Source organism: Meiothermus sp. (assembly GCF_026004075.1).
Classification (GTDB): Bacteria; Deinococcota; Deinococci; order Deinococcales; family Thermaceae; genus Meiothermus.
Genome location: NZ_BPIK01000001.1, coordinates 137,600 through 157,953 on the forward strand (window position 1 = coordinate 137,600; position 20,354 = coordinate 157,953).

The 20,354-nt window shown below is 62.0% G+C and carries 18 protein-coding genes; 13 read left to right on the forward strand and 5 right to left on the reverse strand.

Translation table 11 applies throughout. From position 1 onward, the window contains the following. Positions 1 to 21 precede the first annotated feature (21 nt). The 10 genes from Q0X18_RS00670 (at position 22) to Q0X18_RS00715 (ending at position 14,383) form a co-directional block, all read left to right on the forward strand. Positions 22 to 2,811: a hypothetical protein gene (locus tag Q0X18_RS00670; protein WP_297557306.1), complete on the forward strand. Its 2,790-nt coding sequence runs from the start codon at positions 22 to 24 to the stop codon at positions 2,809 to 2,811. Positions 2,812 to 2,998: 187 nt separating this feature from the next. Continuing rightward, positions 2,999 to 3,544, forward strand: a complete 546-nt coding sequence (locus Q0X18_RS00675) for a hypothetical protein (RefSeq protein WP_297557307.1) — start codon at positions 2,999 to 3,001, stop codon at positions 3,542 to 3,544. A gap of 125 nt (positions 3,545 to 3,669) precedes the next feature. Beyond that, positions 3,670 to 4,101: an NBR1-Ig-like domain-containing protein gene (locus tag Q0X18_RS00680; protein WP_297557310.1), complete on the forward strand. Its 432-nt coding sequence runs from the start codon at positions 3,670 to 3,672 to the stop codon at positions 4,099 to 4,101. A 274-nt stretch (positions 4,102 to 4,375) separates the two neighbouring features. Then, positions 4,376 to 4,972 (forward strand): hypothetical protein, encoded by a 597-nt coding sequence (locus Q0X18_RS00685; protein ID WP_297557312.1) that lies wholly within the window; start codon positions 4,376 to 4,378, stop codon positions 4,970 to 4,972. Between the two features lie 313 nt (positions 4,973 to 5,285). Further along, on the forward strand, positions 5,286 to 8,165 hold the full coding sequence (locus Q0X18_RS00690) for a BTAD domain-containing putative transcriptional regulator (RefSeq protein ID WP_297557313.1): 2,880 nt from the start codon (positions 5,286 to 5,288) through the stop codon (positions 8,163 to 8,165). A 232-nt stretch (positions 8,166 to 8,397) separates the two neighbouring features. Further along, positions 8,398 to 8,589 carry a hypothetical protein gene (locus Q0X18_RS00695; protein ID WP_297557315.1) on the forward strand — a complete coding sequence of 64 codons (192 nt, stop codon included), beginning with the start codon at positions 8,398 to 8,400 and terminating at the stop codon, positions 8,587 to 8,589. Between the two features lie 53 nt (positions 8,590 to 8,642). Beyond that, positions 8,643 to 11,429 (forward strand): hypothetical protein, encoded by a 2,787-nt coding sequence (locus Q0X18_RS00700; protein WP_297557317.1) that lies wholly within the window; start codon positions 8,643 to 8,645, stop codon positions 11,427 to 11,429. A gap of 30 nt (positions 11,430 to 11,459) precedes the next feature. Continuing rightward, positions 11,460 to 12,362, forward strand: coding sequence for a hypothetical protein (locus Q0X18_RS00705; protein WP_297557319.1), 903 nt, complete (start codon positions 11,460 to 11,462; stop codon positions 12,360 to 12,362). Between the two features lie 119 nt (positions 12,363 to 12,481). Further along, positions 12,482 to 13,540, forward strand: a complete 1,059-nt coding sequence (locus Q0X18_RS00710) for an alanine--glyoxylate aminotransferase family protein (RefSeq protein ID WP_297557321.1) — start codon at positions 12,482 to 12,484, stop codon at positions 13,538 to 13,540. Between the two features lie 39 nt (positions 13,541 to 13,579). Further along, on the forward strand, positions 13,580 to 14,383 hold the full coding sequence (locus Q0X18_RS00715) for an SDR family oxidoreductase (RefSeq protein WP_297557322.1): 804 nt from the start codon (positions 13,580 to 13,582) through the stop codon (positions 14,381 to 14,383). On the opposite strand, the gene mqnP is transcribed toward Q0X18_RS00715, so the two are convergent. After that, positions 14,380 to 15,240: a menaquinone biosynthesis prenyltransferase MqnP gene (gene mqnP / locus Q0X18_RS00720; RefSeq protein ID WP_297557324.1), complete on the reverse strand. Its 861-nt coding sequence runs from the start codon at positions 15,238 to 15,240 to the stop codon at positions 14,380 to 14,382. The two genes, Q0X18_RS00715 and mqnP, sit on opposite strands and share 4 nt — an antisense overlap. A 33-nt stretch (positions 15,241 to 15,273) precedes the next feature. Continuing rightward, a complete protein-coding gene (locus Q0X18_RS00725; protein ID WP_297557325.1) occupies positions 15,274 to 16,110 on the reverse strand; it encodes a sulfurtransferase in 837 nt (278 codons plus the stop codon). A 69-nt stretch (positions 16,111 to 16,179) separates the two neighbouring features. Between Q0X18_RS00725 and Q0X18_RS00730 the strand changes: the two genes are divergently transcribed. From Q0X18_RS00730 to Q0X18_RS00740, 3 genes are all read left to right on the forward strand, one after another. Continuing rightward, positions 16,180 to 17,160: an MDR family oxidoreductase gene (locus tag Q0X18_RS00730; RefSeq protein WP_297557327.1), complete on the forward strand. Its 981-nt coding sequence runs from the start codon at positions 16,180 to 16,182 to the stop codon at positions 17,158 to 17,160. Between the two features lie 62 nt (positions 17,161 to 17,222). Continuing rightward, positions 17,223 to 17,864: a 1-acyl-sn-glycerol-3-phosphate acyltransferase gene (locus tag Q0X18_RS00735; protein ID WP_297557329.1), complete on the forward strand. Its 642-nt coding sequence runs from the start codon at positions 17,223 to 17,225 to the stop codon at positions 17,862 to 17,864. 107 nt (positions 17,865 to 17,971) lie between these two features. Then, complete coding sequence (locus tag Q0X18_RS00740; RefSeq protein WP_013012479.1) at positions 17,972 to 18,274, forward strand: HU family DNA-binding protein; 303 nt, start codon at positions 17,972 to 17,974, stop codon at positions 18,272 to 18,274. Positions 18,275 to 18,333: 59 nt separating this feature from the next. Here Q0X18_RS00740 and Q0X18_RS00745 read toward each other — a convergent pair whose 3' ends face one another. The 3 genes from Q0X18_RS00745 to Q0X18_RS00755 all read right to left on the reverse strand — a co-directional run bounded on the left by Q0X18_RS00745 (position 18,334) and on the right by Q0X18_RS00755 (position 20,326). Continuing rightward, positions 18,334 to 18,777 carry a hypothetical protein gene (locus Q0X18_RS00745; protein WP_297557333.1) on the reverse strand — a complete coding sequence of 148 codons (444 nt, stop codon included), beginning with the start codon at positions 18,775 to 18,777 and terminating at the stop codon, positions 18,334 to 18,336. Positions 18,778 to 18,820: 43 nt separating this feature from the next. Next, positions 18,821 to 19,441, reverse strand: a complete 621-nt coding sequence (locus Q0X18_RS00750) for a nitroreductase family protein (RefSeq protein ID WP_297557335.1) — start codon at positions 19,439 to 19,441, stop codon at positions 18,821 to 18,823. 150 nt (positions 19,442 to 19,591) lie between these two features. Continuing rightward, positions 19,592 to 20,326, reverse strand: a complete 735-nt coding sequence (locus Q0X18_RS00755; protein WP_297557336.1) for a pseudouridine synthase — start codon at positions 20,324 to 20,326, stop codon at positions 19,592 to 19,594. Between the last annotated feature and the right edge of the window lie 28 nt (positions 20,327 to 20,354).

The following is a 20,354-nucleotide window of genomic DNA, read 5'->3' on the forward strand; positions in this document are numbered from 1 at the left end:
CCGGGTAACCGGAGATTTGCTATGAGCCAATTCAAGTTTTTTCTGCTGCTCATTGTGTTCCTGATGGCCCTGGCGGCGTGCTCTCCGCCTAGAGCACCCGAGGGTGCATCAGATGGCCTCGAGGAACTGCTCCAGGGGGCTGCTGGTGGCGAGATAGACGCCGAGATCACCGTTCAGCCGCTGGCGAGCCTAAAGACCCAGACCCTCACCACCCAGGCCCTTCCCACAGCCGACACCCCGCTCCTGCTCGAGGCAACCGGCAAGACCCCCGGCGGCAAGGAGCTGAAGATGGTCTTCTACGGGGTCTCGGCGGACTCGGCCATCCTGGGTTTCCAGGGCAAGATGCGCATCCAGGCCAGGGCTGCCCAGGTTCAGGGCAAGCGGGTGCTGCGGGGTACGGCGGTGCAGGTTCAAACCGCCCAGTCGGCTTCGGTGCTCACCCTGCCCTTCCTGGCTACCGGCCCAAACACCACCTTCAGCGGCCCACAGCCGGGCACCGCCTTCGAGCTGCGCGGTAGTGGGGAGTCGGCCCTGGTCTGCGGCAGCAGCACCCTGGCCGGGGCCTTTAACCAGAGCAGCCAGGGCCAGAGCAACAAGGGCGTGCTGATCGGGCTGTTCGAGGGGCAAGCCCCCTGCGCTCCTGGGACCAAACTGGCCCCCACCCTGCAAAGCGTGCTCAACCTCACCGCCGTGCAGACCCGGATGGGCGTGCTGCTGGGCGGCCCCGGCAGCGTGGGCGGGAACAGTTTCGTGCTCCCGGTCTTCGCCCTCACGGTGGGCGAGCAACTGCCCCAGAGCATCGGCTTCGTGGACGTGGAGGCCGCCGACGGGGTGCGGGTGATGGACGCCGCCGCTACCGCGCAGCTCCTGAGCTTCGACCTCAAGACCGGCACCATGGTCTTCAAAGAGCTCGCGGGCAGCCTGGCGGGCCTGAGGGTGGGGGACGTAATCGTGGCTACGCCCCGCCCCAAGGCCCCCAACGGCTTCCTGCGTCGGGTGCGGGAGATCGGTGGGGCCAATGGGGCCATCACCGTGACCACCACCCGGGCCAACCTCAAAGACGCCCTCAAGCGCTCCAACCTGCGCATCGAGCGGCGCTACACCGCCGCCGACGTGCGGCAGGGCGCGGCCCTGGCACAGGGCCAGACCCTCTACGCGGCAGCCCCGCAGGTGAGCGCACAGGCCCTCTTCGACGACATTGTGATCAACATCAACAAGGTCATCTTCGACCAGGATGGCAACAACTCCACCACCGACGACCAGCTCAAGGTGAACGGCAAGCTGACCTTAGAGCCCAAGATCGTGATTGACCTAGACTGCACGGGCTTTTTGTGCAGCAAGCCGGATTTTCTGGCCAAGTTCGAGATGACCGAGACCACCGAGTTGACCGTCACTGGCAACCTGGTCTGGGAGGAGGACCAGACCTTCCAACTGGCCCGCATCGTGCTGCCACCCATCACGGCCGCCTTCCTGGTCTTCACCCCGGAGATTGTGGTGGAGGTGAACATGAGCGGCGAGGTGAGCGTGGGGATGGAGTTCCGTGCCGAGCAGACCATCAGCTTCGAGGCGGGGGTCGAGTACAAGTCGGGCAGCGGCTGGGATACTATTGACAGCTTCAGCAAGTCCTTCAGTGCCGACCCACCCAGTTTTGAGGCCGACCTCGAGGCCGAGGCCAGCCTGGGGGTGGAGGGCCGCCTGATGCTCTACGGGGTGGCGGGCGTCTCGGCGGGCATCGAGCTGTATGCCCACTTTGAGGCCGGTATCCCCCGCGACCCCGCCTGGGAACTCACCGGCGGCCTGCGCGGCGACATTGGCGTAGACCTCGACATCATCATCTGGCAGGAGGAGTTCTCCATCCCGCTCTTCGACACCAGCTGGACCATCGCCATCGCCCCCAACACCGCCCCGGTGGTTACCCGCCTGATCCCGGTGCGCACCTGCTCCGACGGCACCGTGCCGCGCGGCGTGCCCAGCAACCTGGTGACCCTGGACGCCAACACCGACGACGCCGAGGATGGCAAGGGCCAGGGCACGGTGAGCTGGAGTTCGAACGTCAATGGTTTCCTGGGCACCACCAGCGCGGGCAGCAAGCACCAGCCCAGCTACAACCTTTCCAATGGCCAGCACACCATCACCGCCACCGTGACCGACTCCAAAGGCAAAACTGGCAGCAAGACCCTCCAGATCGAGGTGGTGTCGGCCTGCCTCCTGGGGGACGTGCCCCCCACCGTCAGCATCACCAACAGCCCACCGCTCTTAATCGTCGAAGGCCAGCCCTTCACCCTCACCGCTACCACCCAGGCCGGTTTGAGCCTGAGCTGCTGCCAGGTTACCTGGCGCTCCGACGTGGCGGGCCTGCTGGGTACCAGCAACGGCGGCCCCTGCGCCAGCGGGCAGAACCAGAAGTGCCACAGCTTCGCCCACACCTTTAATCCAGCGGTTCCCCAAACCATCACCGCGACCGTGACCCATAACGGGGCCACCGCCACCGACAGCCTCGAGCTGGGGGCGCTCACCCAGACCCGCAGCAACCCCAACCTGGGCCAGATCACCCAGACCAACCCCAGCGGGAGTGCCTACGCCTACGAGGACGACAGCGTAAACTTCAGCGCTACCGCGACCAACGCCACCCTGCGCTGGACCTCCTCCAACAGCGCCGACACCTTCACCAGCCCCGGCAGCTCCAGCACCGGCGTGAGCTTCGCCACGCCCGGGGTTCGCACCCTGACCGTGACGGCCAAGACCCCCGACGGCGGCTTTAGTAGCAAAAGCTTAAAGGTGAACGTGCTCCCCGCACTGGCTAAACCCTAAACACAATGCCGGGGTGAGAAGGTAGGTTCTTCTCACCCCGCCATCTCAGATTCCTGGTTCCCTAGATGCCCTAACCACTGTTTACTTGGTTTCCTTGTAGCTATCCGTCAACCTGTACCGCTCATGGCAGGTCTTGCGGGGATGCCAACCTACGACAGCAAACCTGCTCCAAGAACACGAGGTGTATATGACTACAATCCGCCGCTTCATCATTATGCTGTTTGTCCTAGCGTTTCCGATGATTTCCGCCCAGAGTAGTTGGCCCCCCCACGTCGCCGTGGTTGCGCCCGTAGAGCGGGGTAAGGTGGTGGCGGTAAGCGGGAAGTTGGAGAACGGCATCGCTATCCCCGACCTCTCCTGGGCTTGGCGCTCGAGCGTGGCCTGCTTTGTCCAGTTGCAAGCCCATAAGTTTGCGGCCAAGCATGTGATTTTTGCCACCCAAACCAAGCTGACTGGGATTGGCGAACTGACGGTTAGGGTGATCCCCAGCGACCCCAACGCCAACCTCAGTTTGTGGGTCTATGCCAGCAACGGTTACCAGTTACCGCCCAACCTCCAAAGCGTGCGGAGCTGCGAGGCCGACTTCAAGTGGGATCGGCCCTTCAAAAACCAGACCCAAGACCACACCCGCTATATCACCATGGGCACCAAAAGCGAGGGCATCGTGATTGGGGTCAGTGGCCCCGCCGAAATGACGGCAGCCGACTTCACCCTCGAGATCAGCGTCAAGTAGCTGGGCTAAGTGGAAAGATGGATATTCAGTGAAGTTCCCGGAATGAAGCGCTCAAAGCAACTCCCAGGTCATAAAGGGCTAAATCCATCCCAGAAATTAAGTTACCAGAGCACCAAGGAGTCGCCATGAAGATTTTGCTCAGTTTACTAATGTCTGTAGTGCTGCAGGTCCTGCTCACGTCTGCCCTTGGTCAGACCCTACGCGACGATGCCCAGATGCGCTCGAGTGACGTAGATATTCCCAATCGGGTTCAGGTTGGGCGCACCTATCGGGTGAGCGTGAAGGTTACGAATAACGGAACCACCACGTGGCAAGCCCGTAAATACTTTCTGAGAGTCAGGATTGTGCGCGGCCCCTCTGGCAGCCCGACCCAGCGTGAGCATCTGACTCCCCATCTCGAGCTAAAGGACCCCGTGGCTCCTGGTGAATCCCACGCCTTCTCGTATGAAATCGAAGGCCCCCCCTATCTTGGGGAGTATCGGTTGGAATGGGTGATGTCCAATGGGCATGACGATTTCGGCGATCGTGTGACACGAACCATAAGGGTAGTCGAGTAAAACGGCCGTAAGAGGAGACCCGCGATGAAACCAATGCCGTACCACGCCCTTCAGGCCCAGCCGCTGGAGCCAAATCTGCCGGGGCAGAATCCAGCCAGCACCTGCTGGAAATAAACGGCTCGGCCTCGATCAAGACCGCGCTCTACAATCCCTAGTCACCTCCGTGGGTTGGGCGCTCTGGAAGCTAGGCGGGTTTCGCCTATCAAGGTGGCCTAAGGACTGCGGCTTTGTAAAGCCCTCTCTACCGCTCTGCATTGAGCCAAGGAGGAAAACCATGAACACACTTTGGAACCAAGCAGTTGGGCTGATGTCGGTGGCTTTGTTGGGTGTGGGTTTGGCCCAAAGCGGCGGGGCAATTTCCATTCGCCAAGCTTTCATCAACGGCAAGGCATTGGTAGCCATGACCGCCCCCAAGCCACTGGCCCTCAACGGGTTCAAGCAAAGCTACAGCTACGGCCTTACCCTGCGCGATGTATATACCCAAGCGGGCGTTGCTAACTTTGGACTGGTGCTGGCCTCGAGGTCGGGCACGGCCGCCGACACCATTAGCTTTTCTTTCTCCGGCCCTTATAGCCAGATTCAGGCTGCCACCGCCAACACCTTGCAACTGCTCTTTACGGCGGCGACTTGCCTGGGTGTGCCCCCATCCCAACTCAAAGCCCTCAATCAACCCGGCGAGTTTTTGAATGTGCTGCAACAGGCGTTTGGCTCGAGGCGATCCACCAGCTTTAGCAAGCGTTACAGCGGGGTGAACTTCACCCTCAACAATGTGGACTTTTCTGGGGGTGCAGCCAGATACACCATCCTCCTGAGCAACCCCGGACAGGTGGGCCAGGGGGGCTGGAACAACTACTGCGCGGTTCGGAACTAGTAGATCTTCGACGGATCAAGGACCGGCGGGTGGCTAAAAGCTTTTTTTAGCGAACTGCGTCCAGGCCACTGCCAACTTACTCACGAAGTGGAGGAATAATTCGAAGAGTAGCTTTAAGGCAAGCAATTATCGCACTCTTCACAGACGTGGTCTCCCCTCCGGGAGGCCACTGTGCTGTGCAGGACAAAGCCATCCAGTTGTATGTGGCTCAATAATTGTGAAGAGCCCTCTAGCAAGGCCCCAAGGTCGCCTTCTTTGTGCAAGGGTCGAAATACATCGCCTCAAATGGGGTTTTTCTATACAATCAAATGTAATGGAAGTGCGGCTGCGACTGCTGGGTACGCCCCGACTCGAGGCGGATGGGGTGGGGAGCGAGTTGCCCCTGGATCGTCCCGCCGCGCTGGGCTATTACCTGGCCCAGCGCGGCGACTGGGTGCGGCGCAGCGAGCTGGCTTACCTCTACAGCCCCGAGGCCGACGAGGCCGCTGCTTTTGCCAACCTGCGCAAGCTGGTCTACCGGCTGCGCCAGCAGGGCTGGGCGGGGGTGCTGGAAGCCGAAGCCACGCGCTTGCGGCTCTGCATCCCCACCGATGTGCAGGCCTTTCGGGCGGCCCTCGAGCGCCGCGACTGGGCAGGGGCCCTCGAGCTCTACGGGGGCCCCTTTTTGCAGGGGCTGGCCTTTCCCGACCTGAGCGGCTACGAGGCCTGGCTGGAGCTCGAGCGCCAGGATTTAGCGCGGGCCTGGCGCAGCGCGCTGATGGAGCAGGTGCGGCTGCTGGAAACCCAGGCCGACTGGCTAGGGGCCGAACGCTGGCTCTCCAAGCTGCTGGCCGCAGACCCGCTCGACGAGGAGGCCGTGCAGGCCCAAATCCGGGTTCTGCGCGCGGCGGGGCGGTTGGCCCAGGCCCAGGAGGTTTTCGAACGCTTCCGCCGCAGCCTGAAGCTCGAGCTGGGGGTGGAGCCCCTGGAGTCAACCCGTGCGCTCGCCGATGGTCTGGATTCCCAAAACCCAGCCGCAGCCCACCCCCGGCACAACCTGCCCGCGGCCAGCACCCGCTTTATTGGGCGAAGCCGCGAACTCCGGGCGCTGAACCGCCAACTGGCCAACCCTGACTGCCGCTTGCTGACGGTGGTGGGGCTGGGCGGCATGGGCAAGACCCGCCTGGCCCTCGAGCTGGCCTCCCAGCAGACCCAGCGCTTCGACGACGGGGTCTGGCTGGTGGCACTGGCCGGGGTGGCCTCGCCCGAGCAGTTGGTCTCGAGCATTGCCAGTGCCCTGGGCTTTACCTTTGCGGGGTCTACCGACCCCAAGACTCAGTTGCTCAACTACCTGCGCGGCAAGACGCTGCTCTTGCTGCTGGATAACTTCGAGCACCTGCTGGAAGGGGCCCCTTTGCTGGAGGAACTGCTGACCCAGGCCCCCGGCCTCAAACTGCTGGTGACCTCGAGGGCGGCCCTGGAGCTCCCCGGTGAGTGGCTCTTCGACCTGGAGGGCCTGGGCTACCCACCCCCCCAGACCGAAGAAGATCTGGACGGCTTCGACGCGGTGCGGCTTTTCATCGCGCGGGCCGAGCGGCTTTCCAGCAGCTTTGTGATCACCCCCGCGACCCTCGAGGCCATCGCCGAGCTGACCCGCCGGGTACAGGGTATGCCGCTGGCCATCGAACTCCTGTCCACCTGGGTGCGCGGCCTGGGGGTGGGGGAGATTCTGGCCCAACTGGGCCACAGCTTCGGGCTATTGCAAACCTCCCAGCGCGACCTGCCCGAGCGCCACCGCAGCCTGCGGGCCATCCTCGAGTACACCTGGCAGCTTTTGACCGAGGCCGAGCAGGCGGTGCTGGCCAAACTCTCGGTTTTCCGGGGAGGGTTCACCCTCGAGGCCGCCCAGAGCGTGGCGGGGGCGCATCTGGGGCTATTGCTGCGCTTTATCAACCAAGCCCTGCTACGGCGGGGTGAGGACGGGCGCTACGACCTGCACGAGCTGGTGCGGCAGTTTGCAGCGGAGAGGCTAGACGAACTGGGCAAAGCAGAGGAGACGCTCGAGGGGTATTTAGACTACTTTCAGGGCTTTGCACAAGAGGCCCTAAGGAACTTAAACGGTGAGCATCAAATAAGGTGGCTGTCGAAGCTAAAAACTGAACACACCAACTTGATTAACGCTTTGGATGAAGGGTTTGTAAAACTTCCCGATAAAGCAGTTGCGCTGTTGGCATATCTTGGGCCGTACTGGCATTTATTCGGATTGTATGCCGAGGGGGAACGGAGATTGCGCTCTTCACTGGACAAGCTTTCGGTACTTCAAGTTAGGTTGCAGGCGATTATTCTTATCGAATATCTGCGAATTCTGTTTGGGATCGGTAGGTATAAGGAGACTCAGGGACTGCGATCACGGATTCTTGGCTTGTGCCGGAGCGCTGGTGACCTCCGCCTCGAGGCTGAGCTATACAACCAACTCGGCTGGGCAGCGACAAGTCAAAGGCAGTTTGAACAAGCTCGAGTTTGTTTTGACAAGGCACTGTCTATAGCGGAACAACTCTCTGACTCGAGGCTGAAGGTTTCTGTCACGCTAAATTTAGCCCGCATGGCGGGTTTCCAAAATCAGCCCGATCAGGCCTTAGCTTATCAGCAAAAGGCTTTAGCTGAAGCTCGTGCAATTCTGGATACGGTTGCGCAACTGAGGTGCCTAACTGCGATGGGTTGGGCTACCTTGGTTAAGGGTGATTACATCCAGTCTGTTGAATTTAGCCAACAAGCACTGGAATTAGCTTTGTTCGTGGGATCGAAAAGTTATTTAGCCATAGTTCAAGGCAATTTGGGCTTTGCTAAATGGCAGATGGGAGAGCGCGAGGGAGGGGAGCAAGTCTATCGTCAACATCTAATTCTGCATCTCGAACAGGGCGCAATGGAGTATTTCTTTGAAAACGCTTTCGAGCTTGCTCGGTTTTGGAGTGAGCTTGGTTATTCAGATGATGCGGTTCGACTTTGGGGTTATGCTGAGGGGATACGATCTGAGTTTCAGTTTGTAAAATTCCCTGGATATGAAGAGATAAAAGCTAAAGTTCTGGGCACAATTGTTAGCAAAGAAATAGAAGAACTTTTGAAGCAAACCAAACATCCGTCGCTCCAAGAAATTTTGCATTTCTTGAAGGTAGTGGCTCGGGGCCAACCAAAATCAGCGGGCAAGTTGCAGTGAATATGCGGTGTGTTCAGAGAAGTTCTTAGTTATCGGATGACGTGATCGTTTCCCTGGGCCATTGCCGTGGGCAGAATAGGTACTAGAGCCACATAGAAACAAAGAACCCGTCTAGTGATCAACTTTATTTTGATTATTTTTCTTTTCATCATACTCACCACAGTATCGTATTGAGTTTGACAGCCCAACCCAATGGAACGCCCATGGAACGCCCGGCCACCAGACTGGGGGCATGGCCGTCGCAAAGGTTCACTCGAGTTACATCCTGCGCCTGACCCAGCGGCTTAGTCGGCTGACCTACGAGCTGCGCGACGTGCGTACGGGTCAGGTGCGGCAGTTCGAAAGCGCCAGGGAACTCTCGAGCTACCTCGAGACGATGGTCATGGAGGCTCCACCTGAACCTGTCAAGGGCAGAGGACGCTAGGGGCGGGGTGGAGCAAGGAGAGAGTTCTGTGGCTCAAGTAGGGAGGTAAGGGTATGAAGCAGTGGATTTTGGGAGCGGTATTGGGGCTGGTTCTGGCAGCTTGCGGTGGGGGCACCTCGACGCCGCCCACGCCTTCCGAGCTGGCCGAGCTAATCACGGGCGGTGATCAGGCCGAGGCCCAGGTGACGCTGGAGGTTCTGCGTAGTTTCAAGCCGGCCACCATCAGCACCCAGTTCAACCCTTTTATTGGCGGCCTGACCGTCTACGAGATTTCCGGCACCACCCCCAAGGGGCTGCCCTTCAAGGCCATTGCCCTGGGGGATGAGGGCCTCGAGCCCGATGCGCTGCGGGGGCAACTGCGCATGAAGGCCCGGCTGCGCCGGATTCAGGGGCAGGTGGTGCTGGCGGGCTGGCTGGTGCCACGGGACCCCAACTCTACCCTGAACCCCATCGCCTTTATTGCAGCGGCCCAGAACGCCAATTTCAGGGGCCCGACCGCGGGCACGGTCTACCAGTTCAGCGGGATGGCCGAGTTTAGGGGGGTCTGCGAGGAGAAGGGCCTCAGCGGTTCGTACAGCCTCAAGCAAGGCAACCTCGAGCTCGTCGGAGCCCTGACGGGCGTGCGGGCTGGCGAGACGCTGGGCTGCACCCCCGGCGAGGTGCAGGAGCAAAACCTGCCCGTCGCCCTGAGTTACACCGCCGTGGAGACCCATATGGGCACTATCTTCAGCTTCCAGGGCAGCCTGGCGCCGGGGGCTGGAGGCGCCTCAGCGCGGGGCCAGGTGCAATCGGCGATGCCCTCCCAGGGCCTCACCCTCACACCCCCCACCCTGCCGGCCAGCCCCCTTGTGGCGAACGTTGCCCTCAAGCCCAACGTCAAGGAGCTGGGCAACGTCTCGGGGGCCGAGCTGGTGAGCTTCGACCAGGACAACGGAACCCTCATCTTCAACCGGCTGGCGGGCAACCTGCGCGAACTGGCCGTGGGCGATATTGTCGCCAGCGCCCCCCGCAACGCCGCCCCCAACGGCTTTCTGCGCCGTGTAACCGGTATCGAAAACACCAGCGATGGCAAGGTGCGGGTTCGCACCGCCAAGGCCAACGTGGCCGACCTGCTGGACGAGAGCGACATTCAAATGGACCTTCCGCTGAGCGAGGCCGATGCCCAGCGGGCCACGGCCCTCGAGCGCGGCCAGATTATCTATGCGGCCCAGCAACTAGGCCCCTCGGCCCAGAGCCAGATCACCAAAAACTTTGGCCCCATAGAGGTGATAGAAGGCGTCACGGTGAGCGGCTTTGTGCGTTTTACCCCCAAAATTGTGGTCAAGTTCCAGTGCCGCAGGACTTTCTGCTCCGAGCCATACCTACTGGCCAAGTTCGTGCTGAACGAGCGGGCCGAGGTTCGCCTCAACGCCACCCTAGAAAAAACCCTGCACAAATCCATCCAGATTGCACGGGTTCCGCTGGGCACCATTACCGCAGGGCCGCTGGTGTTCTTAATTGACGTGGTCTTTACGGTGGATGTGGAGGGCAAGCTGCGGGTGGAGCTCGAGGTAGGAGCCTGGCAGGAGCTCGAAATAGAAGCGGGGACGGAGTACAACAAGGACTTCAATGGTCGCTTCCAAAAAATCAACGAGATCACCAAAAACGAGCGGGGCATCATCGGCCCGACCATCGAGGGCAGCGCTGAACTCAAGGCGGGGGTGTATGGGGCTTTGCGGCTCATGCTCTACGGGGTAGCGGGGGTCTCGGCCGAGGCTGGGCCTTACGTCCAGTTCAATGCCCAGTACCCCCGCCAGCCCTACTGGACCATGAAGTTTGGCCTCGAGGGCAATCTGGGGGTGGATATTGACCTGCTCATTTTCCGCAAGGAGTGGGACGTCAACCTCTTCGATATTGAGCTGTTTACCGAGCAGGCTCCCAACTCGCCGCCCAAGTTCGACGACATCGGCCCCAAGTATGCGTGCAACAGCGGCTACGCGGCCCGCAACGCCTCAGACAAGGTGGTGTTGTCTGCCAGCACCGACGACAAAGAAGACGGCCCCGGCACGGGCACCATCCAGTGGCGCAGGGGCAACAACCTGCTGGGCACCACCACCAAGGCCGACAAGCACACCCTCGAGGTAGACCTGCCCAACGGAACCCACACCCTCACCGCGACCCTCACCGACAGCCAAGGAACCTCGCGCACCCGCAGCTTCGAGGTAAAGCTGGCCGCCAACCAGTGCCAGTTCCCCAACGGTTTGCCGTACGTGAATATCGTAGGCAACAGCGATGAAGGGCTGCCTTCCCCGTTCCCTTATTACGCCAATCTTACCGCCCGCACTTGGCCGTTCTCACAGGCTGGTTGTCCTACCCACGAGGTGTTCTGGCGATCGAACCTGCAACGCCGTAGCCTGGGCAGCACCAATGGGGTTTTTGTGCCGGCCAGCGGAGGGGTGGGGCCATTCTGCGAGCATAGCTTCCAGGTGCAAAAGATGGCGGATCGCCAGGTGATCACCACGCGGTTCACCCTAAACGACCTTGTTGTTAAGGACACCACCGAGGTTCTGCCCTCGAGAATCCTCAGCCTGAATATCGGCGGCATCCAGTACAGCGCCCCCAGCAACAGCCGTTACATCTACGTGGGCGATCAGGTCAACTTTACCGTGAGCGGGGATAACCCGGTGTGGAGCTCGAGCGAGCCCGCCGACAACATCAACGGGCGCAGCGGCAACAGCGTGAACGCCCGCTTCAACACCCCAGGCCCCCGCACCATCGTGGCCCAGGTGTCGGATGGCAACGGCGGGTTCAACTCCAAGAGCCGCATCATCTACGTGCATAGCGGGCTGGCCCGGCCCTAGTGCAACGGCTGTGCACACCGAGGTGTCGAGATGAAACCATGCCTTATGTTTTGGGTGCTGGTGCTGCTGGGAGGGGCCATCCCCTCCCAGGCCCAGACCGCCTACCGCCCCACCGTGCAGCTCACCGACCTTTTGGGCCTGCGCTTCTTCCCCCAGAGCGGGCTGTTCCAGTTCGACGGCCTTCAGATCGCTTTTCCTAAAGCAGGGGAAACCTACTCGCTGGAGCTGCGCCGGGCCGGTGGGGCGGTGATTTACAAGGTTGGCTTAGATTTGCAAGAAGTCAGCGGCTTTCCCGCCTTTGGCTGGCTGAACCCACAGGAGCGCGGCTCGGATAAATTCAAGCTCAGCGAGGGCGGAAAGTACGAGCTGGCCGTGCGGATGGGCAGCCAGGAGATCGGGGTGGTGGCCTTCGAGGCCAGGGCCACCGACTCGGGCGATGCCTTCAACCCCGGCAAAACCTTCCGGCTGGTAGGCCACTGGGATCGATGGGCCTACCTCTACACCAGAGATGGCGAACCCAACGCCCGCCTTTACGTGGTGGGCTGGGTGACCGACAGTGAGTTTGGCCCCAACCGCAGCGACCGCTGGGTGACGGTGCAGATCACCAAAGGCGGCAGCGTACTGTGCAAGTCGGAGGTGTTTGTGGATGCCCCCCACTGGTCACGCTACCGCTTCGATGTGGCCCGGCCCAACAGCAACGCCCCCTGCACCCTGGCCGACCTTCAGAAAGCCGATGGCGAGTATGGGCTCGAGTTCCGCTCCAAGGCCAGGCTGCTGCGAAAGTTCAACTTCCGCGTGGCCAACAAGCAAATCCAGCGCATCCCCCGCAACACCCTGCCCTATCTGAGCGCCAACTGGGGCGGAATTCCCTCCAAGCTGGTCAACAGCGACTTGCAGCTACAGGAAACCTTCTGGTTTGAGGCCTCGAGGTAACTAGCCGCTCGAGACCCGAGCAGGCGGCTCGCCCAGTACGGCGGTTTTGCTCGTACTGGGCATTTTGTTTTGCACGACGGGTTTTTGTGGGCCGAGAGGGTCGCGTTACAATGGGGCCCATGTACCGCCCCCGCCTCCTCACCCCCGGCCCCGTGGAACTCCACCCCAGGGCCCTCGAGGCCCTATCCCGCCCCCAGCTTCACCACCGTAGCGAGGTGGCCCGGCAGATTTTCCTCCAGGCCAAGGCCGGGCTCGAGGCCGCCTTCAAAACCCAGGGCCAGGTCTTGCTGCTCACCGGCTCCGGCACCGCCGCCATGGACGCCCTGGTGCAGAACCTCTTTGCGCCGGGGGCGCGGGTGCTGGTGCCGGTGCACGGCAACTTCTCCGAACGCTGGGCCAAAATTGCCCAACAGGCCGGGCTAGAGGTAGTGCGCCTGGAGCTCGAGTGGGGCCGGGTGGTGCGCCCGGAACACCTGGAAAGCGCCCAGGGCCCCTTCGACGGCCTGCTCCTGACCCACTCCGAGTCCTCGACCGGGGCCCTCAACGACGTGCGCACCCTGGCCCAGGCCTTCAAGGCCCGCTTCCCCGAGGGGCTGGTGGTGGTGGACGCCATCACCAGCCTGTTTGTAAGCGAGTTCGAGCTGGAGGGCTGGGGCCTGGATGCCGCCGCCTGTGGCTCGCAAAAAGGCATCATGTGCCCCCCAGGGCTGGGCTATGCGGCCCTCTCGCCCCGTGCGATCGAGCACCTCAAGCCTCGAGGCTTCTACCTGAACCTGGCCTCCGAGCTCAAAGTGCAGAGCGCGGGCGAGTCGGCCTGGACGCCGGCCATCAACCTGGTGGCCGCCACCGCCGCGGTGCTGGCGGAACTGCTGCCCCGGCTGCCCGAGCACATCGCCCTCAAACAGCAGCAGAACGAGATCCTCTACGCCACCGGCCAGGAGCTGGGCCTGAAGCCCGTGCCCGAGGTAAAAAGCCCCGCCACCACCTGTTTTTACCTGCCCGAAGGGGTAAGCTACGCCCAGATCAAGGAGGCCTTCGCCGCGCGGGGCGCCACCATTATCGGCGGGCAGGGCCAGCTCAAGGGTAGGGTCTTTCGCCTCTCGCTGATGGGCTACTCCGACTTATACGATGCGTATGCGGTGGCCCAGATGATGCGCGAGGCCCTGCGCTTCGATTAGCGCGCTGGAAGAAGCTCGAGGCCCGAAAGGGGGTAAAGCATGAAGGTTCAGGGCAAGGTGGTGGTGGTCACGGGCGGTGGCAGCGGCATAGGGCGGGCCCTGGTCTTGCGGCTGCTTAGCAAGGGGGCCCGGGTGGCGGCGGTGGATCTCAACGCGGCAAGCCTGCAAGAAACCGCACAACTGGCCCAGGCCGCCGAACGGCTCTCGACCCACGTGCTCAACATCACCCAGCGCGAGGCGGTGGAGGCCCTGCCCGCCGAGGTGATGGCCCGGCATGGGGTGGTGGACGGCCTGATTAACAACGCTGGCATCATCCAGCCCTTCGTGCGGGTCAACGACCTGGACTACAGCGCCATCGAGCGGGTCATGAACGTCAACTTTTACGGCACCCTGTACATGACCAAAGCCTTTTTGCCGCACCTTTTGCAGCGCCCCGAGGCGCATATCGTGAACATCTCGAGCATGGGCGGCTTCTTGCCAGTGCCGGGGCAGAGCGTGTACGGAGCCTCCAAGGCGGCGGTCAAGCTTCTGAGCGAGGGCCTGTTCGCCGAGCTGCTCGACACCCCGGTGCGGGTGACGGTGGTCTTTCCGGGGGCGGTGGCCACCAACATCACCGCCAACTCGGGGGTGGAAATCCGGGCCGCCGAGGGCCGCCGGCCTGCGGCCAGGCCCCTCGAGCCCGAGCGGGCCGCCCAGATTATCGTGGAGGGCATGGAGCAGAACCGCTTCCGGGTGCTGGTGGGCTCGGATGCCCGGCTGATGGATCTTCTCTACCGCCTATCCCCGGAGCGGGCCACCCGTTTTATCTACCGGCAGATGCGTTCGCTGCTGGGCGAGTCTTAAATCCAGGTATCCAGCAGAATCACCGCCAGCATTCCCAGGCTCACCACCACATTGGCCTGGAAGAAGGCCTGGTCTACCCTGCTCAGGTCATTGGGCTTTACCAGTTGATGCTCGTACCACAGCACCGCACCCACCGCCAGCACCCCCACAAAGTACGGCCAGCCCGCGCCGCAGAGCAGGCCGGTTAGCAGAAAAAACCCGAAGGTGAGGGCGTGGCAGGCCTGGGCGATGCGCAGGGCAGTGGGGAGGCCAAAGCGGGCCGGCACGCTGTGGATACCGTTCTCGCGGTCGAACTGGTAGTCCTGGGTGGCGTAGAGGATATCAAAACCGGCCAGCCAGAAGGCCGTACCGGCCCAGAGGGCGAATAAAGCGGGTTCAAAAGCCCCGGTAACGGCAATCCAGCCCCCGGCGGCGGCGGCCCCGATGGTCAGGCCCAGCCAGAAGTGGCACAGCCAGGTGAAGCGCTTGGTGTAGCTGTAGCCCACCAGAAAAAACACCGCCACCGGCAGCAGTTGCGCGGTGAGGGGGTTGAGGTTGAAGGCGGCCAGGGTCAGGAGCAGCAGGCCCACCACGGCCAGGGCCAGCACCTCGGCGGGTTTGACCAGCCCCCGGGGGAGGTGGCGTCCGGCGGTGCGGGGGTTGGCGGCGTCAATGGCGCGGTCAATCAGGCGGTTGAGGGCCATGGCCCCGGTGCGGGCGCCTACCATGGCCACCGTAACCCAGGCGAACACCTCCCAGCCCGGCCAGCCCCGGGCGGCCAGCAGCATGCCGCCGTAGGCAAAGGGGAGGGCGAACAGGGTGTGCTCGAAGCGGACGAGCTCGAGGTAGGTTTTGAACCGATGCGAGATAGCCTGCATATCCTGAAGGCCAGTTTACCCTGGGCCGGGGGTTTATTCTGGGCCCCTGGCTACCGGACGGCTGGGGTCGGAGACCCAGTCGCTCCAGGAACCAGCGTAGAGCCGGGCCTGCTTGCCCGCCAGCTCCAGCGCCAGCACATTGGCCGTGGCCGAAACGCCCGAGCCGCAGTAGGTGATAATTTCGCCCTCGAGACCCTCGAAACGCTTTCGCTGTTCTTCGGTGGGCTTGAACCTGCCCGAGGCGTCCAGGCTGTCCAGCCAGTTGCGGTTGATGGCCCCCGGAATGTGGCCGGCCACCGGGTCTATGGGCTCCACCTCGCCCCGGTAGCGCTCGGGGGCCCTGGAATCTATCAGCACCGTACCTGCCGGGCGATGGGCTACAAAATCGGCGTCCACCACCATCTCGGGCCGGGGGTGGGGCTTGAAGGTGGTGGGGGCATACTCAACCGCCGCGGTAGAAACCTCGTACCCCGCCGCTTGCCAGGCTCCGATGCCGCCGTCCAGCACGGCCACCTGCTCGTGGCCCAGCCAGCGCAGGAGCCACCACAGGCGCGGGGCATACATGCCGCCCGCGGGGGGGTCGTCGTAGGCCACCACAATATGTTCGTTGCCGATGCCGGCGCGGCCCAGGGTCTGGGCCAGGGCCTCCGGGGTGGGCAGGGGATGGCGGCCCCCCCGGCGGTCGGGCCGCACCGGCGCCGAGAGGTCTTGCTCCAGGTCGAGGAACAGAGCACCGGGGAGGTGCCCGGCTGTGTAGGCCCGCCGACCGGCTGAGGGGTCTTGCAGGGAAAAGCGGCAGTCCACAATCCGGAGCCGCTCGTGGCCTAGGTGCTCGTGCAGCCATTGGGCACTGACCAGTGGAGAAGGCATGCCAACAGCCTAACACTGCCAGCGGAGACGGATTGTGCGCGACCAATGCCCATCGGGTAATCTAGGGCCATGCAAACCTTCAAGGCACTGGTGGTAGAGTCGGGCGACCCCTACACCGCCCAGATCCGGCAGGCCCGCCTGGACGAGCTGCCGCCGGGTGAGGTGCTGGTGCGGGTGGCCTACAGCAGCCTCAACTACAAGGACGGCCTGGCGATTACCGGCGCGGGCAAGGTGATCCGCAATTTCCCCATGGTTCCGGGCATTGACCTGGCCGGCACGGTGCTGGAGTCGGCCTCGCCGGAGTACAAACCCGGCGACCCGGTGATCCTGACCGGCTGGGGGGTGGGGGAGCGGCACTGGGGCGGCCTCTCGGAGCTGGCTCGAGTGCGCGCGGAGTGGCTGGTGCCCCTGCCCGAAGGGCTTACCTTGCAGCAGGCCATGGGTATCGGTACGGCGGGTTTTACTGCCATGCTGGCGGTGATGGCCCTCGAGGCCCACTCCATAGACCCCGCCAGAGAAGTGCTGGTCACCGGTGCGGCCGGGGGGGTGGGCAGCCTGGCCGTCGCGCTGCTGGCCCAGCGGGGTTACCGGGTGGTGGCCTCCACGGGGCGCGTGCAGGAAGAAGCCTATCTGAAGTCGTTGGGGGCTCACGAAATACTGGATCGCGCGGTGCTCGGCGCCCCCTGCAAACCCCTCGAGTCCGAACGCTTTGCTGGGGCCGTGGACACCGTGGGTGGGGCGGTGCTGGCCGGGGTGCTGCCGCGTGTGGCCTACGGCGGCAGCGTGGCGGCCTGCGGCAATGCCGGTGGGGCGAAGCTCGAGACCACCGTATTCCCCTTTATTCTGCGCGGGGTTAACCTGCTGGGCATCGATTCGGTGATGTGCCCCAAAGAAAAGCGCCTGCTGGCCTGGCAACGCCTGGCCCGCGAACTGCCCAAGCCCTTGCTGGAAGCCACCCTGCAAACCGTAAGCCTCGAGGAAGTGCCGGCGCTGGCCCAGGCCATCCTGCAAGGTCGGGTGCGGGGGCGGGTGGTGGTGAAACTGGACTGAACCCTTTTCTAATGGGCCTGCGCGGTGCTCAAACCGGGCTTTGTGCTTATGATGGTTGGGCCATGTACGAGTACGGCTTGGGCGTGTACAAGGTCTGTAAGGTAATTGCGCGGCTCTTGCTGCAGGTCTTGTTTGGCCTGAAGGTGGAAGGGGCCGAGAAAATTCCCAAGGAAGGCCCGGTGATACTGGCCTCCAACCATATGTCCTTCCTCGATCCGGTGGTGATGGGGGTGGCCTGCCCTCGGGTGGTGAGCTACATGTCGCGCGACGATGTGTTCAACTACCCCATCCTGCGCTGGCTTTTACCGCGCCTGTACGTGATTCCGGTCTCGAGGGGTTCGGGGGACTTGGGAGCGATTAAGGCCGCCATCCGCGTGCTCAAAAACGGTATGGCCTTTGGCATCTTTCCCGAGGGACGCCGCAGCCGTACCGGCTTTATCGAGCCCTTCAAGACCGGCGCGGCGGCCATTGCCCTGCGCACGGGCGCGGTGATTGTTCCAGCCGCCATCATCGGCAGCGATAAAGCCTGGCCGGTGGGCAAAGGGCCGCGCCTGCGCCGTAGGGTTCGGGTGGTGTTCGGAGATCCCATCGTGCTCCCTCCCGGCAAGCCCGACCACCAGACTTTGGAAGAGGTCACACACCGCCTCGAGGCCGCTGTGACCGCACTTTTGCCCCCCGAGTACCACAGAAAGCCCACGGTTTAGGCATTCTGTTTGAAGCAAAATTGCTTTTAACACCGCCCTGATGCTTGCAATTTGTGTATCAGGTGTGATACACTCCGTGCCGAAGGGAAAATAAAGGAGGTAACAGTATGGCACGAGCTGCAGCAAAGAAAACCAAAACCAAAGCCGACCTGATTGACCAAGTGGCCGCTACTGCTGGCTTGAAGAAGAAAGACGCCAAAGCCGCTGTGGACGCTTTCCTGAGCAAAGTCGAAGAAGCCCTCAAGGCCGGTAATAAAGTGCAGTTGACCGGCTTCGGCACCTTCGAAGTGCGCAGCCGCAAAGCCCGCACCGGCGTGAAGCCCGGCACCACCCAAAAGATCAAGATTCCGGCTTCCAAGTACCCTGCCTTCAAGCCCGGCAAAGCCCTGAAGGAAACCGTCAAGAAATAAACCAGCAGTCCCTTCCAACAGAGGAGGCTTCGGCCTCCTCTGTTGACTTGCTGAGACGACTACCCGAGGCGCAGCAGAGGTCGCCACCAGGGAATAGCCAGCAAGAGCAGCACAATGCTCGAGCCATACCAGACCAGGGCCTGACGGTGCTTGAGCAGGGCGTCGGTAGCCTTTTTGATGCGAACACTCCCCACATGGGCCAGTACTACCGCAGCCAGCATCAGTACCCAGTGCTCTGCTATGAAAAAGCGAATCTGGCTATTTTGCATGGCTGCACCAGGGTTGGCCAGCGCGCTCTGTACCACCGGGCTTAGAATCATCAGCAAAACGCCCAGCAGCAGCTGCACGTCCATCAAACCGGTATAGATTAGGCCGGCCTGACGGTCGGAGGGCTCATAACTACGGCGGCTAAGCCCAACGACGCTCCGGTAAACCAGGTATACGGCAGCGAGCAGTACCAACCATCGGGTGATGTTGTGGAAGGATAGCAGAAACTCGTACATGCCTCCATCCTACGGCATGGCCCATGCGCCAGGGCCGCTCCACCTACTGCCAGCGCACCACCCGCTGTAGGTCGTGGCGGTGGTGTTCGAAGCCGGTTTCATCGGCGATGCCAATGGGTAGCAGCGCGGTGATAGCAACATGTGGGGGCAAGTTCAGGATTTCTTTGACCTTGCTCGCATTGAACCCGCCCATTGGTACGGTGTCGTAGCCATAGGAGCGAGCGATCAACATCAAGAAGGCCAGCAGAATGAAGCCCTGGGCCTTACCCCAGTTTTCGCACTCCTCGTCGCTTTTGTTTTCCCAGGCTTTGCGCAGATTGGCGGCCCGGATTTGTTTTTGTTCCAGGGAAAAGCCAGGATGGAGGGTTTCTTCCACGTGCTCGAGGGTATCCTTCATATCGCTATATACCACCAACACCGCAGGAGCCGAGCTGACCTGGGCCTGGTTGTTGGCGGCTTCGCGCAGGCGCTCCTTAAGCTCGGGATTCTGCACCACCACCACCCGCCAGGGCTGAAGGTTGTTGGAGCTGGGCGCTTTGAGCGCTAGCGACAAGATTTCCTCCAGCACTTCTTTGGGAATGGGCTGGGCTTTGAACTTGCGGATGCTACGACGGGTAAGCACCGCGTCTTTGACCGAGAGGATGCGCTGGTCTACTGCTTCCATACAGGGGCTCACTCTACCGGATGGCTCTTAACCAACCATGCTTCACTTTACAATTTATAGTTTGGCGGCTGGGGGATTTCTTGTATATCGCTTTTCATTTTTGAATAGTCTGTTATAATTGTTTTTAACGCGGAAGATACCCCGCTTATTTTATTTTTGGCTGGGCAAGCCAACCGCCTCGTAGAGGGCTTTTATTTCATCTGGCGTAAGCTCGCGGCTGGCCCCTATGGGCAGATCGGGTGGAAGCCAGAGCGGCCCAAAGGCCAGGCGTTTGAGGTAGGTCACCTGGTTGCCTCGAGCGGCAAACATCCGCTTGACCTGGTGAAACCGGCCTTCTCGAATGACCAACTCGACCTTGCGAGGGTCGGAGCCTAGGTGCAGCTCTGCGGGCTGAAGCGGCTCACCCTCGAGCTCGAGCGTACCCGCTGCAAAGACCGCGACATCCTCGGGGGTTGCGGGGCTGGCTAACTCCACATAGTAGCGCTTGGTTACCTTCCAGCGCGGATGGGTGAGCCGGTGCAATAGCTCACCGTCGGTGGTGAGCAGCAAAAGGCCCTCGGTATCTTTGTCCAGGCGACCTACGGGCATCCAGTCGTTGCGCCAGAACTCTTCGGGCAGGAGGGTCGTGATGGGGGTGCCGCTAGGGTCTTTGGTGGAGGTGATGTAGCCGGCGGGCTTGTTGAGCAGAAGGTAAAAGAATTTTTGGTATACCAGTGGCTCCCCAGCCACCTCGATGCGGGCCTGGTCGGGGTCAAACTTGAAGCTGGCATCGGTGATGATCTCGCCATTGATGGTAATCAGACCCGCTCGAGCCAGCCGGTGTATCTCTTTGCGGGTGCCCACGCCCAGATGCCCTAACACTTTGTCTAAACGCTCGCGGGCCATGTTAAATGAAAAACCCCCGGTTGCCGGG

Excerpts from the sequence above, each read along its gene's own strand:
- Q0X18_RS00670 (WP_297557306.1), top strand. The coding sequence starts at position 22 with ATGAGCCAATTCAAGTTTTTTCTGCTGCTCATTGTGTTCCTGATGGCC.
- Q0X18_RS00675 (WP_297557307.1), top strand. The coding sequence starts at position 2,999 with ATGACTACAATCCGCCGCTTCATCATTATGCTGTTTGTCCTAGCGTTT.
- Q0X18_RS00680 (WP_297557310.1), top strand. The coding sequence starts at position 3,670 with ATGAAGATTTTGCTCAGTTTACTAATGTCTGTAGTGCTGCAGGTCCTG.
- Q0X18_RS00685 (WP_297557312.1), top strand. The coding sequence starts at position 4,376 with ATGAACACACTTTGGAACCAAGCAGTTGGGCTGATGTCGGTGGCTTTG.
- Q0X18_RS00690 (WP_297557313.1), top strand. The coding sequence starts at position 5,286 with ATGGAAGTGCGGCTGCGACTGCTGGGTACGCCCCGACTCGAGGCGGAT.
- Q0X18_RS00695 (WP_297557315.1), top strand. The coding sequence starts at position 8,398 with ATGGCCGTCGCAAAGGTTCACTCGAGTTACATCCTGCGCCTGACCCAG.
- Q0X18_RS00700 (WP_297557317.1), top strand. The coding sequence starts at position 8,643 with ATGAAGCAGTGGATTTTGGGAGCGGTATTGGGGCTGGTTCTGGCAGCT.
- Q0X18_RS00705 (WP_297557319.1), top strand. The coding sequence starts at position 11,460 with ATGAAACCATGCCTTATGTTTTGGGTGCTGGTGCTGCTGGGAGGGGCC.
- Q0X18_RS00710 (WP_297557321.1), top strand. The coding sequence starts at position 12,482 with ATGTACCGCCCCCGCCTCCTCACCCCCGGCCCCGTGGAACTCCACCCC.
- Q0X18_RS00715 (WP_297557322.1), top strand. The coding sequence starts at position 13,580 with ATGAAGGTTCAGGGCAAGGTGGTGGTGGTCACGGGCGGTGGCAGCGGC.
- mqnP (WP_297557324.1), bottom strand. The coding sequence starts at position 15,240 with ATGCAGGCTATCTCGCATCGGTTCAAAACCTACCTCGAGCTCGTCCGC.
- Q0X18_RS00725 (WP_297557325.1), bottom strand. The coding sequence starts at position 16,110 with ATGCCTTCTCCACTGGTCAGTGCCCAATGGCTGCACGAGCACCTAGGC.
- Q0X18_RS00730 (WP_297557327.1), top strand. The coding sequence starts at position 16,180 with ATGCAAACCTTCAAGGCACTGGTGGTAGAGTCGGGCGACCCCTACACC.
- Q0X18_RS00735 (WP_297557329.1), top strand. The coding sequence starts at position 17,223 with ATGTACGAGTACGGCTTGGGCGTGTACAAGGTCTGTAAGGTAATTGCG.
- Q0X18_RS00740 (WP_013012479.1), top strand. The coding sequence starts at position 17,972 with ATGGCACGAGCTGCAGCAAAGAAAACCAAAACCAAAGCCGACCTGATT.
- Q0X18_RS00745 (WP_297557333.1), bottom strand. The coding sequence starts at position 18,777 with ATGTACGAGTTTCTGCTATCCTTCCACAACATCACCCGATGGTTGGTA.
- Q0X18_RS00750 (WP_297557335.1), bottom strand. The coding sequence starts at position 19,441 with ATGGAAGCAGTAGACCAGCGCATCCTCTCGGTCAAAGACGCGGTGCTT.
- Q0X18_RS00755 (WP_297557336.1), bottom strand. The coding sequence starts at position 20,326 with ATGGCCCGCGAGCGTTTAGACAAAGTGTTAGGGCATCTGGGCGTGGGC.